General features: G+C 45.9%; 21 protein-coding genes. 16 read left to right on the top strand and 5 right to left on the bottom strand.

The window, feature by feature from the left end:
- Nucleotides 1-58: 58 nt before the first annotated feature.
- Entirely contained in the window at nt 59-1,102 is a 1,044-nt protein-coding gene (locus ACXAC1_RS05400; RefSeq protein ID WP_475059619.1) for a hypothetical protein, read from the bottom strand.
- Nucleotides 1,103-1,246: 144 nt separating this feature from the next.
- Here ACXAC1_RS05400 and ACXAC1_RS05405 point away from each other — a divergent pair, with 144 nt between their 5' ends.
- Both ACXAC1_RS05405 and ACXAC1_RS05410 read left to right on the top strand, forming a co-directional pair.
- The gene (locus ACXAC1_RS05405; RefSeq protein WP_475059621.1) at nt 1,247-1,960 is read left to right on the top strand and encodes a helix-turn-helix domain-containing protein; all 714 of its coding nucleotides are present in this window, start codon (nt 1,247-1,249) and stop codon (nt 1,958-1,960) included.
- 96 nt (nt 1,961-2,056) lie between these two features.
- The gene (locus ACXAC1_RS05410) at nt 2,057-2,995 is read left to right on the top strand and encodes a DMT family transporter (RefSeq protein WP_475059624.1); all 939 of its coding nucleotides are present in this window, start codon (nt 2,057-2,059) and stop codon (nt 2,993-2,995) included.
- Between the two features lie 7 nt (nt 2,996-3,002).
- Here the strand turns inward: ACXAC1_RS05410 and ACXAC1_RS05415 are convergent, their stop codons facing one another.
- A complete protein-coding gene (locus ACXAC1_RS05415; protein ID WP_475059627.1) occupies nt 3,003-3,806 on the bottom strand; it encodes an AraC family transcriptional regulator in 804 nt (267 codons plus the stop codon).
- Between the two features lie 151 nt (nt 3,807-3,957).
- On the opposite strand from ACXAC1_RS05415, the gene lhpI reads away from it, so the two are divergent.
- Entirely contained in the window at nt 3,958-4,911 is a 954-nt protein-coding gene (gene lhpI / locus ACXAC1_RS05420) for a bifunctional Delta(1)-pyrroline-2-carboxylate/Delta(1)-piperideine-2-carboxylate reductase (RefSeq protein ID WP_475059630.1), read from the top strand.
- Nucleotides 4,912-4,931: 20 nt separating this feature from the next.
- Entirely contained in the window at nt 4,932-6,224 is a 1,293-nt protein-coding gene (locus ACXAC1_RS05425; protein ID WP_475059632.1) for an NAD(P)/FAD-dependent oxidoreductase, read from the top strand.
- On the opposite strand, the gene ACXAC1_RS05430 is transcribed toward ACXAC1_RS05425, so the two are convergent.
- Nucleotides 6,184-6,675 carry a hypothetical protein gene (locus ACXAC1_RS05430; RefSeq protein ID WP_273106034.1) on the bottom strand — a complete coding sequence of 164 codons (492 nt, stop codon included), beginning with the start codon at nt 6,673-6,675 and terminating at the stop codon, nt 6,184-6,186. The two genes, ACXAC1_RS05425 and ACXAC1_RS05430, sit on opposite strands and share 41 nt — an antisense overlap.
- Nucleotides 6,676-6,883: 208 nt before the next feature.
- Between ACXAC1_RS05430 and ACXAC1_RS05435 the strand changes: the two genes are divergently transcribed.
- Complete coding sequence (locus tag ACXAC1_RS05435; protein ID WP_475059634.1) at nt 6,884-7,657, top strand: pyrroline-5-carboxylate reductase; 774 nt, start codon at nt 6,884-6,886, stop codon at nt 7,655-7,657.
- A gap of 108 nt (nt 7,658-7,765) precedes the next feature.
- Nucleotides 7,766-7,909: a hypothetical protein gene (locus ACXAC1_RS05440; protein WP_475059636.1), complete on the top strand. Its 144-nt coding sequence runs from the start codon at nt 7,766-7,768 to the stop codon at nt 7,907-7,909.
- A 1-nt stretch (nt 7,910) separates the two neighbouring features.
- Here ACXAC1_RS05440 and ACXAC1_RS05445 read toward each other — a convergent pair whose 3' ends face one another.
- Together ACXAC1_RS05445 and ACXAC1_RS05450 are read right to left on the bottom strand one after the other, a co-directional pair.
- Nucleotides 7,911-8,498, bottom strand: a complete 588-nt coding sequence (locus ACXAC1_RS05445) for a 4'-phosphopantetheinyl transferase family protein (protein ID WP_475059639.1) — start codon at nt 8,496-8,498, stop codon at nt 7,911-7,913.
- A gap of 43 nt (nt 8,499-8,541) precedes the next feature.
- Entirely contained in the window at nt 8,542-8,979 is a 438-nt protein-coding gene (locus ACXAC1_RS05450) for an excinuclease ATPase subunit (protein WP_475059641.1), read from the bottom strand.
- A 187-nt stretch (nt 8,980-9,166) separates the two neighbouring features.
- Between ACXAC1_RS05450 and ACXAC1_RS05455 the strand changes: the two genes are divergently transcribed.
- From ACXAC1_RS05455 to ACXAC1_RS05500, 10 genes are read left to right on the top strand one after another with little or no spacing between them, the layout of a single operon-like run.
- Nucleotides 9,167-9,892 carry a beta-ketoacyl synthase chain length factor gene (locus ACXAC1_RS05455; RefSeq protein ID WP_475059643.1) on the top strand — a complete coding sequence of 242 codons (726 nt, stop codon included), beginning with the start codon at nt 9,167-9,169 and terminating at the stop codon, nt 9,890-9,892.
- A 12-nt stretch (nt 9,893-9,904) separates the two neighbouring features.
- Nucleotides 9,905-10,672: a lysophospholipid acyltransferase family protein gene (locus ACXAC1_RS05460; RefSeq protein WP_475059645.1), complete on the top strand. Its 768-nt coding sequence runs from the start codon at nt 9,905-9,907 to the stop codon at nt 10,670-10,672.
- Complete coding sequence (locus ACXAC1_RS05465) at nt 10,665-10,931, top strand: phosphopantetheine-binding protein (protein WP_475059647.1); 267 nt, start codon at nt 10,665-10,667, stop codon at nt 10,929-10,931. The genes ACXAC1_RS05460 and ACXAC1_RS05465 overlap by 8 nt, the downstream gene beginning before the upstream one ends.
- 5 nt (nt 10,932-10,936) lie before the next feature.
- Nucleotides 10,937-11,182, top strand: coding sequence for an acyl carrier protein (locus tag ACXAC1_RS05470; protein ID WP_475059650.1), 246 nt, complete (start codon nt 10,937-10,939; stop codon nt 11,180-11,182).
- Entirely contained in the window at nt 11,182-11,721 is a 540-nt protein-coding gene (locus tag ACXAC1_RS05475; RefSeq protein WP_475059653.1) for a COG4648 family protein, read from the top strand. Before ACXAC1_RS05470 ends, ACXAC1_RS05475 begins: the two co-directional genes overlap by 1 nt.
- Nucleotides 11,722-11,727: 6 nt before the next feature.
- Nucleotides 11,728-13,404, top strand: coding sequence for an ApeI family dehydratase (locus tag ACXAC1_RS05480; RefSeq protein ID WP_475059655.1), 1,677 nt, complete (start codon nt 11,728-11,730; stop codon nt 13,402-13,404).
- The gene (locus tag ACXAC1_RS05485; RefSeq protein WP_475059658.1) at nt 13,382-14,152 is read left to right on the top strand and encodes a glycosyltransferase family 2 protein; all 771 of its coding nucleotides are present in this window, start codon (nt 13,382-13,384) and stop codon (nt 14,150-14,152) included. Before ACXAC1_RS05480 ends, ACXAC1_RS05485 begins: the two co-directional genes overlap by 23 nt.
- Entirely contained in the window at nt 14,145-15,104 is a 960-nt protein-coding gene (locus ACXAC1_RS05490; RefSeq protein WP_475059660.1) for a lipid A biosynthesis acyltransferase, read from the top strand. The genes ACXAC1_RS05485 and ACXAC1_RS05490 overlap by 8 nt, the downstream gene beginning before the upstream one ends.
- 5 nt (nt 15,105-15,109) lie before the next feature.
- Nucleotides 15,110-15,517 carry an acyl-CoA thioesterase gene (locus ACXAC1_RS05495; RefSeq protein ID WP_475059662.1) on the top strand — a complete coding sequence of 136 codons (408 nt, stop codon included), beginning with the start codon at nt 15,110-15,112 and terminating at the stop codon, nt 15,515-15,517.
- Nucleotides 15,514-16,080 carry a LolA family protein gene (locus tag ACXAC1_RS05500; protein ID WP_475059664.1) on the top strand — a complete coding sequence of 189 codons (567 nt, stop codon included), beginning with the start codon at nt 15,514-15,516 and terminating at the stop codon, nt 16,078-16,080. The genes ACXAC1_RS05495 and ACXAC1_RS05500 overlap by 4 nt, the downstream gene beginning before the upstream one ends.

A 16,080-nucleotide genomic window follows, 5' to 3' on the forward strand; every position in this document is an offset into this window, starting at 1 on the left:
GTAACCTGGCAAGCGCCATATCCTTTTAGCTTAGTAGATTCTAGAACGCTCTTCCCCCCTACACGACCAAATCAACATGCTGCAGGCTATCGACCGAGCCATCATCTTTGACATAAAGACCCGTTTCTCGAATGACACCTGTACGTTCACCTTGGTCGTTGAAAAGGCTAAATGGGGAACTGGTGCGCTCTAATACAAAGGCACTAATTCCCACATCACTTAAACTTAACAAGCTTTCATTGCCTTGTTCGTCTCGCTGCACTAGAACCAACTCTTGCCAGATATCATCGAAACTATCGATCAGGCCATCTTGATTACTGTCATATTTGGCAAGGTCGGCAAAGCCACTGCCTGACTGGGGGCCAAATAACTCTGTTCCATCATCGATGCTACCATTGCTATTTTTATCAATGGCTAAAAACGCCGAGTCCCCGCTGGCAAAGGCAACCTGCTCCTCAACTCCGTCGCCATCAAGGTCAAAGCTAACGCGCTGATTCGTTAGCTGTGCAGCGTTACCATTTAAATTCACGACCAATGGGTCCACATTACGGCCTGTGAATGAAATCTCACCATAGAACTCTTCGTAGCGAGAACGAGACATATCCAAGCTAAAATCGACATTCAATGATCGGCCATCATTGAGCTCAAGCCGTCCTTGTATGCCCACATAGCTGGACTCTTGTTCCGTTATCTGGTGATACTCTCGCATGGCCATGGCGGTTTGACGTACTTGTCCTTGTGCCGAACCACTGTTGGCTGAAAGCTCACTTTGGTCGCCTCCTTTCCCTTCAAGTTCTGAGGCATCATATAGGGATATTTTGACACCAAACATCCGTTCAAGGATCGAAATCATGTTCTGAAAGCGCTTTTCGACATGCGAAATGCTCTCCTCTGCATCGTCTAGACCAAGCTCTTCGGTTTTCGCCTGAAAGCTCACCTCCTGCTGTGCAATGATGCGCTGACCTGCTTGAGCTTTAAGCTCCAGTGCTGCATCGTCTGTAGACGCAGCAGTTTGTGTCACACTGACCGCTTGCCGCGTCACTACCTCCTCTCTTTGATACTCATATCGAGATTGAAAAGACAAATTGCTCGTTGCCATCATCGTCACTCCATGAAACCATGCAAAGAGAAGCTATCGGCACACAACACTGTTTAATTAATAACCAGCACTTATATCTAATAAAACTGGCAGGATGCTAAATCTGTGCTTAGTGAAACGTCTTATTCATAATTGTTCGATAAAACCATGCAAAATACGCTAAGTCTTCGCGCCTACACCAAACGCACAGATACTCATATCCACTCTTATCATCAATTGGTACTGCCAACACAAGGCGCCATTGTGATCGAGATCCCCAATTTTCGTGGCAGCGTTTCGGTCGGAGAATGCGTGGTCATTAAAAAGGGACAAGAGCACCATTTTAAAGCTGACGAAGCCGCTCGTTTTGTCGTCGCTGATATGAATAGCCTGCCAGATCACCTTACTCAGAGTGAGCAGCAGGTCTTCGATATCAGCGCGCCACTGCAAAGCTTTTTGCTGTTTGTTGAAAAGCAACTCGTACACCAAGTGCACCCTGATATCGAGCAAACTCTGTTTCAATTGTTCGAGCAATTGCTGGCACAGCAGACACTCGGGCATCAAATTGATCCAAGAATTCGTCGTGCGCAAACCTACATGATTGAGCATTTAGCACACTCACTGGATATCACCATCCTGTCACAACATGCCCACCTAAGCGCTACCCAATTCAAGACACTTTTTAAGCGAGATATGGGGCAAAGCCCAATGCACTACATCACGAGTTTAAGGATGGAAAAAGCCAAAGCTCTTCTGACTCACTCCGATTTACCTGTCCAGCAAGTCGCTGAACAAGTGGGGTACAATGACTTATCCGCTTTTAGTCGACGCTTTCGTCAACATTTTGGATTATCCCCAAGCCAGCTGTCTGGACGCCATTAACTCCATCTTAACGGTCTACAAGAGCGTCTTTTCAGCACAATAGTGAGTGTCTTTTTCTCATATGATAATTCTCATAAAGACACAGAGAGCAGAATCATGCATACAGCTTCCATTAACAACGTTAATCACCAAACTGGTCACCTTGCCATATTGCTGGCCTCTTTTTTGTGGGGCACGACCGGCACGGTTGCTAGCCTCGCTCCTGACATGAGCCCACTGGCCATTGGAGCTTTTGCCATGGGCGTTGGCGGCCTATTACAAGCACTGGTAGCACTAAAGAACTTGCAGCGAGATGCCAAGCAGTTATGGCAGTTGAAAGCCTATGTTGTTGGCGGAGCACTCGGCATTGCCGTTTACCCACTAACCTTTTACAGCGCCATGCATTTAGCGGGGGTTGCGATTGGCACCGTTGTTACCATCGGCAGCGCACCTTTTGCCACAGCCTTATTGGAATGGCTAATCAGCAAAAAGAACCCTTTTAATAAAACTTGGTTAATCAGCTTAAGTTTTGGCTTGCTCGGCATTTTGCTACTGGCGTTTTCCGAGGCAGCCCCAACTCAAGCCGCTCACAGTCAATGGGATACCGTTATCGGCATCATTCTTGGGTTGGTCGCTGGTGGCTCCTATGCCTTATACGCATGGATCGGTAAGCATATGATTGAGCAAGGCGTTCATTCTAAAGCCTCAATGAGCAGCATGTTTGTAGTGAGTGCCTGCATTCTACTACCGTCATTAGCCCTAACAGGAGAGCATTTACTTGCCTCGATAAATAACATCAGTGTGGCACTTTATATGGCAGCAGTGCCGATGTTTCTAGGTTATGTATTATTTGGATTCGGCTTGAAGACAACCCATGCCAGCACAGCAACCGTACTCACCTTGTTTGAACCTGTGGTAGCAGCAATCTTTGCGGTCACCATCGTCGGGGAACATTTAGGATTCTCCGGGTGGTTAGGCATGGCTCTAATCGGTGCCTGTCTGGTACTACAAAGCTATACCGCTAAACCCTCCAGCGCGATTCCGGAAAAACCCTAGCAGCTTGTTAGTGCTGACGGCCTCGGGCTTGCGCTGGAGAGTGCCCCATCATTTTACGATACGCTCGGGAAAACGCTGAGGTGCTAGAAAAACCAAAACGATGTGCCAGCACAGATACCGGCATAGACGACTGACGCAATAGCATTTGCGCCTGCTGCAGCTTTCGCTGCAATATGTACTTTTGTGGACTTAAGCCAAGTTGCGCCTGACAGACTGTATAGAAATGGCTTTCGCTCATATTAAAGTGATGGGCGAGCCATTCATTGCTCCATTGTCGTTCTGGAGCTTGATCAATCAGGCGGCGAAACTCTGATGAGTTAAAACGCTGATGTTGAACCGATTGCCATAATCGATCTTGTTCTAACATGGCATCCGCCACCTGCAAAACAACCATAGGTAACATCTGCGCATTGATGCGCTGCTGCATGAACGGCGAAGCATTGCCCAATTGCCCTGCAGCAAACTCAAGACAAGGTAAAGACGCCAACGGCAACGTAGAAAATAAGTGTTGCTGACGAAACAGGTCTGCCACGGATACGCCCGTGCTGTCTTGAATATATCGTACCGTCGAATCATCCGCGGACAAATCCACCACCAATAACTCACAGTCTTGGGAGTCACCTGAGAATAGATGCGGTAATTGGTCTGGTGCCAGCGCAAAACGACCACGGGACAAGGCCCCCGTTTCGTGGGGTAACTCGCAAGTCATCTTTCCTTGCCAGCCGATCAATATTTGGGCGAAATCATGCACATGCTCACCGTGCTGCGTTGCAATCAGCTCACGCCGGATTCCACTTTGATGATTTTGCATATTCTCCTCCCCAACCGTCTACATTTTATAACAAGTCTTCTCGCAAATGCATAGCTTTGATCAACAGCGGCAGAGTTTCGGAACACTCTAGCGCAACCTTCAAGGCTAGCATTGACTGCAACATAACGATGAATTTACCAAGGAGCGCACCATGTACTTAACCGCAGAGCAATTAACCCAAAGCTTGGACTGGTCTGGACTCATCAAGGCGTTGCAGACGATTTTCACCACAGCGGTTCATTCCCCCGTACGCCACCATCATTTCATTGATGTACCTAACACCCAGCAAGCCACCCTACTATTGATGCCAGCGTGGACCGAAGGCAAGTATCTTGGCGTAAAACAGGTCTCGGTATTTCCCGGTAACAATGAGAAAGGCAAGCCAGGACTTACAAGCTTGTACACTCTTAGTTCTGGTGAAACAGGCGAAACCTTGGCACAAATGGACGGCAACATTATCACCGCACGTCGCACTGCAGCGGCTTCAGCTTTAGCATCAATGTATTTATCGCGCCCAGACAGCGACAGTTTGCTGATGATTGGTGCTGGGCGTATGGGGCGCTACTTAGTCCCTGCGCACATGAACGTTAGACCGATAAAAACTATCTGGATATGGGATCGAAACCTCGCCGCAGCGGAGCAATTCGCACAAGATCTTCGTGATCAAGGCCATAACGCCCAGGCGGTGACAGAACAGGAACTCGCAAGCACCGCCGCTCAAGCGGCCATTATTAGCTGTGCGACCTTAGCCAAAGAGCCTGTTCTAAAAGGAGAATGGTTGCGCCCGGGGTGTCACATCGATCTAGTCGGTAGCTTTACACCAACAATGCGAGAAGCCGATAACGCCGTGCTGCAAAAAGCCAATGTATTTGTCGACACGAGAGCCGGAGCATTAGCCGAAACTGGAGACTTAATCATACCGATGAACGAAGGCACTTTTCGAGCAGATGACATCGTCGCGGAATTGACTGAACTGTGCTCGACACAACATAAGGGCCGCCAAGCATTGGCAAATGCCAAAGACGCGATTACTGTATTCAAATCGGTAGGCGACTCTCGTGAAGACCTTGCCGCTGCCATTATGGCGTTTGAAGCGACCCGTTAATCTGTGCCAAAGGAGTTGTTATGAGTGCCTCATTATCTGCTACCCCGTTTTCCTTATCTCAGTCGCAGGGCAAGCCTACCTATGCCGTCGTCGGTGCGGGAGTGGTGGGACTATGCGTGGCGCTGGAAGCACAACGCCAAGGCTACCAAGTCACCTTATTAGATGGTAATGAACCAGGGCGTGCTGCCTCTTTTGGTAATGCTGGCTACCTAGCCACCGAAGTCATTGAGCCTCTAGCAACCCCTGCGACGGTGCGCAATGCGCCTAAGCTATGGTTAAACCCCGATGGACCTGTGTGTATTCCGTTTAAGTATTTGATCAAAGCCTTACCTTGGTATGCGAAGTTCCTCAAGGCATCCAGCGCTCAGCAAGCCGCTCTTGGCACACAAGCCATCAGCGCTTTAAATCAGTGCTCCCAGCCCGCATGGCAACGAACCTTAGCCGATATCGGCCAAGAGCATTTATTGATTAGAGCAGGTAATCTTGTGGTTTGGGAAAACGATCGTCAGAAGGTGGCAGCACACCAGCTTGCAAGCAAACTGCAACAACATAATGTGCCTTGTGAAGTGGTGGAAGGGCAGCGCTTAGCAGAGCTAGAACCTGAACTTTCTATGCAACTAAGCCATGCGGTATACATTCCAGAGATCTATCGTTTATCCGACCCGTACGAAGTGTGCCAAGCTCTACTTCAGGCGTTTAAAGAGCGTGGCGGTCATTTCATTAACGAGAAGGTGATGTCTCTGCAAGCCGCCACACAGCATATTGAGGTTCATATCCCAGGGCACCAACATAAATTTGATCATGTTAGTTTGTGTGCTGGGGCGTGGACAAAAACCCTACTTGAGCAAGTCGGTATTAACGTGCCATTGGAAGCGGAACGGGGCTATCACCTCACTTACCCTAAAGACCAAGCACGTATTCGACATACTATTTTGTCAGCAGATCGACGCTTTGTGATGTCACCGCTCAACAGCGGCCTGAGGATAGTCGGTATGAGCGAGATCGGCGGCACTGAATTACCTCCGATCGAAAAGCGTTTTAGTGTATTACGAAAGCATACCAAAGCACTGTTGCCGAAGCTGTTCGTTCCTGAGGAAGAGCAAGCATCAGAATGGATGGGACATCGTCCCACATTACCTGACTCTTTGCCGATCATCGATCAGCACCCTCGATTCCCATGTTTGAGCTTCGCCTTCGGACATCAGCACTTAGGTGTTACTCAAGCGGCCATCACTGCAGAGCTGTTATTGCAAAAAGTGGCGAAGCGCCCAACTAGCGTAGCACTTCGTCCTTATCGGGTTGACCGGTTTTAGCCGTCACTTTGGGGGCTGTGTCGCAAGGCACGTAATGCAGAAATACACCCAGTGCGAGCAACAAAAACGCGGCACTACCGACTATGGCCACAGGGTAATACAGATTACCCGCCATGTCGGCTTGGCTGTATTTGATCACCATAATCAGTCCCTCAAGGGAAAGAGCCACACACACGGTACTGATAAATCGGGGCAAAGTACGACGCAGCATAATGATGACATCATGCTCGTTTTTGTTGCCGTATTCTTTGTTGATCACCATCGCCAATTCGAAGACAGCGATGGCAATAATATTCGAGTTAATCACTTGAATAAGAGTCTGGGTTAACTCTTGGCCAGACTGATGTTGCGACACCGCCGTCATCAAACTGCTACCACAGACCATGGCCGCTAAAATGAAAAACAACAACGATAACGCCTTGGCGAAGATTTTTTGAATGGTTGCACTCATGCACCGATCCTTTAATTTCTGAATGTCTTTACAAACTAATCAACGTCAGCGAACTTCGCCAGAGCGTTCTCTTGAATGCCTGAATCCTTCCTCAGAGACAAAACTGATTTGGCTTTCTTTACAAAGCCATAACGATTGCGCAAGCCTTGAATTGCAAGATTCGTCTGTGAGATAACAAATACCATTACTTCATACAAAAGGACATCACATGAAATTAGGTTTTATTGGTACAGGGGTAATCTCTGATGCCTGTATTCGCGGCTTGTTTGACAGTGAACTAACACTCGAACAGGTTTCGATTAGTCGTCGCAGCAGTGCGATCTCGTCACAACTGGCAGCGGATTTTGACAAGATCCAGGTACTCGACGATAACCAAACGATCATCGATCAATCCGATGTCATTGTTTTAGCCGTCCGTCCACAAATTGCCGAAGAAGTACTAGCTGGACTTCAGATTTCTTCCGACAAAGTTGTGATCAGCCTTATTGCAACGCTCACTCATGCTACCTTGCAGCAATGGTTCGGTACTGACGTGGAGCTTTGCCGCGCCATTCCCCTTCCTTTCGTAGCACAACGTCTTGGGGTCACGGCTATTTATCCAAAACAGCAAGCCGCAGAGACATTATTCGATGCCATCGGGACGGTGATCAGCGCAGAAACCGAAGACGAGTTTGATCGCTACGCGGTTGCCAGCGCCACCATGGGCATTTATTTCGAATCATTAGCAACCTTGTCGGAATGGATGACCAAAGAAGGCACCCCACAAGAAAGTGCACAACGGTATTATGCTGCGCTGTTTAAAGGCCTAAACCACACCGCTCTTAACCACACTGAGCAGCCTTTTTCGGATCAAGTACCAGAGCATTGCACGCCAGGCGGTTTAAATGAGCAAGCCGTAAATGTCTTCACCCAGCAAGGAGGCAAAGACGCCCTGATTGCGGCACTCGACAGTTTGAAAGCTCGTTTACAAGGCGCGAAATAAAAGTACGGCGATAAGGAATCTATTGCTCGGTTTTGGTTCCAAAAAGATTATTCACTTTTTGGTAATAACTGCAGCCTCCATTCTCTACATCGAAACGCCAACAAAGTCATGCCCGTTCAACACGCGATTCAAGGGCATGACTGGCTTGAAGCACTAGGCGCCAGCACCACACTGGACACCTTTGACGGATTAGCGCACAGCATCAACCACGAAGAGTCCGTACGCTTGTTGGAGGTTTTGCAGCAGTCTTAGCTTAATAACTAAGGCTTTCTGCTCTCAGAGCAACAGACAATACAAACTGGTTGTTTAAACAGGAAGTCGTTCTAATTAGGCTTCCTGAGCGAACAAAATCAATTTGTCTTATATCTGACAAACCTAGGCCATACTGCTGCTTTCTCTCTAAAGACTTAAAAATAGCTTCTTTACTTGCCCATTCTTCATAAAAACTAACTAAGCGCGACTCCATATCCGCCCCCAAAAAACCATCTAACTCCTCTGGGGCCATAAACATATTTGCTAATTCCGCTAAGTTTTTACGAGGTTGGATATGTTCGATATCAATACCGACAGGTTCACTAGCCACTGCAACAGCAATTACACCGTGACTGTGTGATATCGAAATATGGTAATTAGTATTGTTTAATCGAGGGCCTGTATCTGTATCTTGGTAACTGCGCGCAAGACTGATACTTGGTAAGTGAGTTTGGATGATAAGGTTAAGCAATGATCGGCTAAAGCAGTATTCCTTTCTGCGCTTCACGCTTTTTAGTCTATGATAAAAACTCCACTGTTGCGGTTGAAGAGCTACCCGTTGTAACTTAACAGGCAGCTCATCCGACATTCTCGTATCGAGTAATGCTAGCTTTATCACGCCTTAGATAAGGTTATTTAAGAGTGACAACATCAGCGTTCAACGCTACACCGGCCATAATCGCACCCGCATGACACTCAAACTCTGAGCTGCTGGATACTTTGTTCTTCTTGTAGTAACTCGAAATATTAACGACAGCATTTGCTCCTTCCGCCTTTGCTCTCTCTTGAAGAGCTAACAAAGCAGAAAGAAATACCCAGTTACAGGCACGTTCGTCGCTTTTCCCTACAGCATTTGTTTTTTTATTAGTCGTGAAATTACCAGCTTTGCTCACCACTTTTGCGTGCGTTTGGTCGCCAAAATACAGTTTAATACTACCATCTAGCTTTTCTTGAAAGTCAGCAGACTGCATTGCGTCCGCAATAGACAGCATATGTTTTGTATCACGCGCTTGGGAAAGCGAAGGGAAGAGTAGACAAAGTGAGGTTAAAATTACAAAAAGTTGTTTCAAAGCATGCCTCCATGCAAATAATGACAAAAAAGAAGCGCAGATTATAGAGAACATTAATTAGACAAGTAAATCCTTTCAGCTATTGCATAAATTGCTTTTGCAGGTAAAATTTCGCCAGTTTTTCGCAAGAAATAAGAAAGAATGCTTCAGTGTTCTTTAACAGGGAACTTATTTTAACGAGGTTAATGTGTTGGATTTTAGGCTGGAGAAATGGAGTGCGGTAGCACCAGGCCTGACCTCTGAAAAGGATTGGAGCGACTGGCTAGAAAGCAGAATTTGTTCTGGCGACGAAGACAATATTAAGCTCGGCTTAAAAAAAATCTCTCCCATGCTACGCCGTCGTTTTACTAAGATGGGCAAAGTGGCAGCCGCTTCACTTTGCGGACTAGAGCTTGAACAGAATACCCCTCTCGTATTCGCATCACGTCATGGTGATGTGGATCTCACACTTTCATTATTACAAAATATCGCCTCTGACCAAGACCTATCGCCAACGGGATTTAGTTTAGCTGTTCATAACGCGGTTGCGGGACTGTTGTCTATTGCACAAAAAGACACCTCCCCCATCACCTCTGTGGCAGCCTGCCAAGACATGCTTCCTATAGCGTTGTTAGAAGCGATCACTCAGCTACAAGATTTTCCGAAAGTGGTGTGTTTGATATGTGATACGCCTGTCCCTGAGATTTATCAACCCTATACTGAATCGAGTGATATTCCCTATGCTATCGCACTACTGATCAGTCGTGATAATGGCGTGGCGCTAAGTCTCTCAAAAAGCAGTAAACAAGAAGACGGTCACGAAGAAACCGAATCTGATTACCAATCATTACTGGCTCTGCTTTTAGCGCAGCAAAGCGAAGTAGTGTTTTCCAACAGTAATGCTTCATACCAATGGAAGCTTAAAAGTATCTAGGCACGTCATCTTATGTTTACAAGAATTGAATTTTGTTGGCGCTGGTTTGCCACTGCATTTAGCTTTTTTGTATTTGGCGTTGGCGGTATAACATTAAGTATCGTGGCATTCCCTATTCTACGTTGTCTACCAGTCACTGCGTCACGCCGAGCCTATTTAGCCAAACGTCTCATCCATCTGATCTTTCGCTTTTACATTGAGATGATGCGATACCTTGGTGTGCTTACCTATGAAACGAAATACTTAGAACGGCTTCGGAACGCTAAACTAGTGCTTGCTAATCACCCATCATTGATTGATGTAGTGTTTCTAATCGCACTAATTCCTAACGCAAATTGTGTCGTGAAAGGTAAGTTAACGCGTAATATTTTTACTCGCGGCCCAATCAAAATGGCTGGTTACATCATTAATGAAGAAAATGAAAATGTGATTGAACTGGCTCGAGAAGCCATTGCCGAACAAGATGCACTGATTGTTTTTCCTGAAGGCACACGCTCAATACCCAATGAGCCAATCACATTAAAACGTGGGGCGTCACAGATTGCGTTACGTGTTCCAGCAGACATTACGCCGGTCGTCATCCAATCTTTTCCGTCAACCCTGACCAAACAAGACCGCTGGTATCAAATTCCGAAGACCCGTGTACACTTCACACTAGAAGTAAAACCAGTCGTTACTATTCAACCTTATATCTCTGACATGCGACTCCCCGTTGCGGCACGACGTCTGTCATCAGATTTAGCAGCATTTTTCAACAAGGAGCTCAACCTGAATGCCTGACCTAAATACCGAACTTAAGCAAATGATCATTGATGCGCTTGATCTAGAGGATATCGATACCGACGATATTGAAGACAACGCACCTCTTTTTATCGAAGGTCTTGGCTTAGACTCAATTGATGCTCTTGAAATCGGCCTAGCGTTGCAACAGCGTTATGGCATCAAATTGAAAGCCGATTCGGAAGAAACTAAAGCACACTTCGCCAGCATTAATACGCTTGCAAAACTTGTTCAACAACACCAAACAGCTAACGTGTAAGCACTATGAACCAGCAAGAAATTTACCAACGCGTTTCCGAGGTTCTGCAAGAGTTATTTGAACTGCCTGCAGAAGACATCACACCAGAAGCGAACCTATACCAAGATTTAGACATTGACAGCATTGATGCCGTGGATTTGATTGTCGAATTAAAGAAAATGACCGGCAAAAAACTACAACCTGAAGACTTCAAAGCCGTTAGAACAGTTCAAGATGTGGTCGTTGAAGTTAAAAAATTGATGGCTAAGTAATGGTGCTGAAGGTGGTTCTAGGGCTGCTGACAATCGCCTACCCTTTTTTGGTGTATTGGGTGGGCACAACGTATAGCAATACCTTCATCCTTCCTATGCTGGTGCTCATTTTATTGTTACGGTTGAGGCACAAATCAAGCGCTAATACACGCAGTAGCATTTTATTTATTGCCGTAGCTATGCTTTTCAGTGTGATATTTTTTGGTCCAGATATCAGCGTCAAATTATATCCAGTGCTCGTCAATCTGAGCTTACTCGGCCTCTTTACTGGCAGCTTATTCACGCAGCAATCCATGGTAGAACGCCTAGCTCGTCTTCAAGAGCCAGACTTACCTCCAAGTGGTGTACGTTATACTCGTAGTGTCACCAAAGTATGGTCCGTGTTTTTTGCCTTCAATGGCACCATTGCGCTCGGCACAGCGCTTTGGGCCAACATGGAAATCTGGACATTTTATAACGGATTTCTTGCCTACCTTCTGATCGCCACATTGGCTGGCGCAGAATGGCTAGTCAGGAAGAAAGTGAGAGCAAAGGAATAGATTGTCGTGCTATCGTTATCAAGCTGGTTTGATTCAGCCCTAAATAAAGCCATCGCGTGTTCACCAGATGCGTCTTACAACAAAGCAGACTTAACGGCCCGTGTTAATGCATGGCGAGGGGTTTTGCCACTAGAACCTGGGCAACGATGGGTTGTTTATCATTCTGATACGTTTGAATTCATCGCCATTCTATTTGCTTTATGGCAATCAAAGTGTGTAGCGTGCTTACCCAGCGATATCTGCACAGATACGATTAATCGCCTAACACCGAATTGCGCTGGTTTTATCGGTGAATTTCCCGACCTTGAACAAGCCTATTTATGTCCTCTAAATGTCTTACAATCTCATCCATTTCAGCCCTTAAATAGGGAGCAGGTGGCAATTGAAGTATATACTTCTGGCTCGACAGGGACACCAAAGCCCATTCTAAAGACCATTGCAATGATAGAGGATGAAATTGCCTCGATTGATCAACTTTGGGCAATACCAGAACATACCACCCTCGTATCAACCGTCCCACATCAACACCTTTTTGGGCTCACATTTCGCTTATTTTGGCCGTTATTAACAGGGCGCGTGTTTCAGACCAAAGCATGCACCTTCACGGAAGATATTTTTCACCAAGCTCAAAGACTAAGTAGCTACGTTTTAATCTCAACACCATCACATCTTAAGCGTTTAAATGACCAACTTGATTGGGGTTTGGTTGCAGGACGTTGCCATCAAGTCATCTCATCTGCAGCGCCTTTAGCACAGCAGGACAGTCACTTCGCTGCCCACTTGTTAGGTACGCCTATTCATGAAATTTACGGCAGCTCCGAGACTGGCGCTTTAGCCTGGCGCTCACAAGCGAATAACAATGAGCATTGGCAATTGTTACCTAAGCTTACCATGCAGTTCACCCCTGATCATGTAGAGATTTCTGGCCCCTATATTGAGCCAAAATACGCACGTTTAAGCGACCGTATAGAAGTATCTACCTCAGGAGCTTTCCGCCTTCTTGGACGCCAGGATAGAATCCATAAAGTAGAAGGTAAGCGCCTCTCTCTTACCAAAATGGAACATGAGATTGAGCAAACCGAGTGGATCAACACCGCCAAGGTACTTGTCTTAACACGTAAAAGAGATGAAGTCGTTGTTGTCGCTGAGCTATCCGACGCTGGTAAGCGAATACGCTCATGCGAGTCACAAAAAACGCTGATCCAACACCTTAAGAACGTATTACGTTCTTCTTTTGAAGCAGTGCTATTACCAAGACGCTGGCGTTTTTTGTCATCGCTCCCTTATAACTCACAAGGCAAACTCTCTATGGAACGATTACATTCGTTATTTGACAACCAAGAGGTCAAATGGCCAGTAGAACTGAGCCAGAATACTCTCGATGAACAAGTCCAGCTAACCTTTTACATCCCAAAGGAGCTAATCTATTTCGAGGGTCATTTTGACAAACACCCTATTCTACCCGGTATTACTCAAACCCATTGGGCACAACATTTTGGCCGAAATCACTTTGCCATCGAAGGGCGCTTCACACGTTTAGAAGTCGTTAAATTTCAGCATGTCATCCTACCTGACACAGAAGTGACTTTATCCTTAAGTTACAACAGTGCATCGCAAAAGCTGACCTTCCAATACCTTTCTAACAAAGGAGTTCACTCAAGTGGTCGTATCTGTTTCGCCTAATAGCGAATTTAATCCTGCAATTTTAATCCCGGTATACAACCATGAGCACGCCATTGGAATTACTCTAGAAAGCGTGCTCTCTTATGGTTATCCAGTTCTACTAGTTGACGACGGCAGTTCAGCTGAGTGCCATAGCGTACTCAAAGACTTGGCTAAACAATACGCTTCACAGGACGTTAACCTCATTCGCTTGCCCATCAACCAAGGAAAAGGCGGTGCAGTGAAGGCTGGCATTGCCGAGCTCTTTCACCACGGTTTCAGTCATGCCTTACAGGTCGATGCTGATGGCCAACACAATTTATCGGACATTCCCGATATGATGACTGAAGCTCAAAAGCACCCTAAGGCGATTATTGCAGGTCACCCAATTTACGATGAAAGTGTCCCGAAACATCGATACTACGCACGCTATTTGACCCATATTTGGGTGTGGATAAATACGTTGTCTTTCGCCATCAAAGATTCTATGTGTGGCTTTCGCGTCTACCCGACTGCTGCTTGCCGAGAGCTGACTTCACGTCATAGCTGCGGCAACCGTATGGAGTTTGATACTGAAATTCTGGTGCGTTGGGTTTGGGAAGGTCACACGATCGTGAATCGAGCAACAAAAGTACATTACCCTATTGATGGGGTATCTCACTTTAATAAGCTAAAAGACAACGTGCTTATTTCAGCAATGCATACTCGCCTATTTTTCGGCATGCTCAAACGCTTACCAGCATTGCTGCATGGTAAATGCCGTGTCTAAGCCTACGCAGCATTGGTCTAAGATTGGCGAAGCCGGTTCGATCCTGGGTATGAAAACCCTATTGATCTTCTATAAGTTATTTGGCCGCAATGTATTTCGTGTCGCCTTACTTCCTGTTATTGGCTACTATTTTTTGGCCAATAAGCGAGCACGGCAAGCGTCACAAGCTTATCTCAAAAAAGCTAAGCCATTATGTCCAGTGCAATCGGAAAAGCTCACGTCATTCCGACATTTCTGGACCTTTGGTGAGCTGCTTTTGGATAAGTTCTTGGTCTGGATGGGGCATATACAGCCGCAAGATGTAGCTTTCCACAACCAAGCTACTATGCAACATATGGAGCAACGTCAGAAAGGAGGGATTATTGTTGTCTCTCATCTCGGGAATACGGAAATCTGTAGTGCACTGGCTCATCAAATGCCAAACGTCAAAGTGACAATGCTCGTGTATACCCAGCATGCAGAAAAGTTTAATCGCATGCTTAAGCAAGCAAATGCCAGCGCCAATATTCGTATGATGCAAGTGACTGACATGTCACCAGCAACCGCTATGACTTTATCTGAGCGTATTGAAGAAGGTGAATTCATCGTCATTGCGGGAGATCGCACGCCTGTGCAAAGTAACGCACGAACGACTGTGGTGCCTTTCCTACAGCAGCCAGCCCCATTCCCTCAAGGAGCGTTTATTCTCGCTAATTTACTGAAGTGCCCAGTCTATTTAATGTTCTGCTTGAAACAAGAAGCCAAATACCACATTTACATTGAGCTTTTTGCCGAACAATTAACCGCTCCTCGAAAAGCGAGAGATCAGCTTCTCAATAATGCTGTGTATGATTATGCAAAACGGCTAGAACATTATTGTCTTATGCAACCCTTACAGTGGTTCAATTTCTATGACTTTTGGCATATCGAACCACTAAACAGTCGCACCAAACTTCATAAAAAAGGACATTAATAGCCATGTTAGAACATGAAATCGAGTTAGAAATTCCATTTCATGATGTCGATGTCATGCGCATTGCATGGCATGGCCATTACGTAAAATACCTAGAAATTGCCCGTTGTGCATTACTAGAATCCATCGACTACAATTGCGATGAGATGGAACAGACTGGCTATGTTTGGCCTGTTATTGAACTAAATATTCGCTACGCTAAGCCATTGCGCTTCAAGCAGAAGATCCGCGTTCTAGCAAAAGTAATAGAGTGGGAAAATCGACTCAAAATCGCTTATACATTATTTGACAGTGAATCCGGTCAACGCTTAACCAAAGCCTACACTGTACAAGTAGCAGTTGATGCTGCGAACGGTGAGATGCAGTTCGCTTCCCCACAAATCCTGTTAGATAAACTAGGCGTCAGCGTATGAAGTCAGCGATTCTCTTTTTGATATTTTTTAGCCATGCTATCTGGGCAGCTTCAGTAGACGAGCTCAAAGAATTACTGCACACTCCAGAACAACTGTCAGGGCATTTTGATCAAGAAAAATACTTAGCGGCTGTAGATACATCACTTAAGTCTTCTGGCACTTTTGCCTACATTGCCGAGCAAGAAATTTCTTGGCATACCTTAGCGCCAATTGAAAACACACTTACTCTTACCCCTAACCAAATTATTACAGCTCAAAATGGACAACAAGTGTCCGTCTTAGATAGTCAAAACAATCCTGTAGTACAGGTTTTTTCTGACTTGTTTTTTGGTGTGATGACTGCTGACTGGGATCTGCTTCAAGCCTATTTCAATATTGAGATGAGTATTTCTGAGGGACAATGGCAAGCAGAGCTAACGCCAAGTGACGCCAATATCGCTCAGGTGATAAATCAAGTCACGCTCTCAGGAACAGACTTTTTGCAGCAGGTTGAATTAATGGAGGTCAATGGCAACTCCACTTCCATTCAGTTTTCAGGGCTATTATCTGAGGGTTCTCATTAA

This window comes from Marinomonas sp. AWM4_232, from assembly GCF_056158325.1.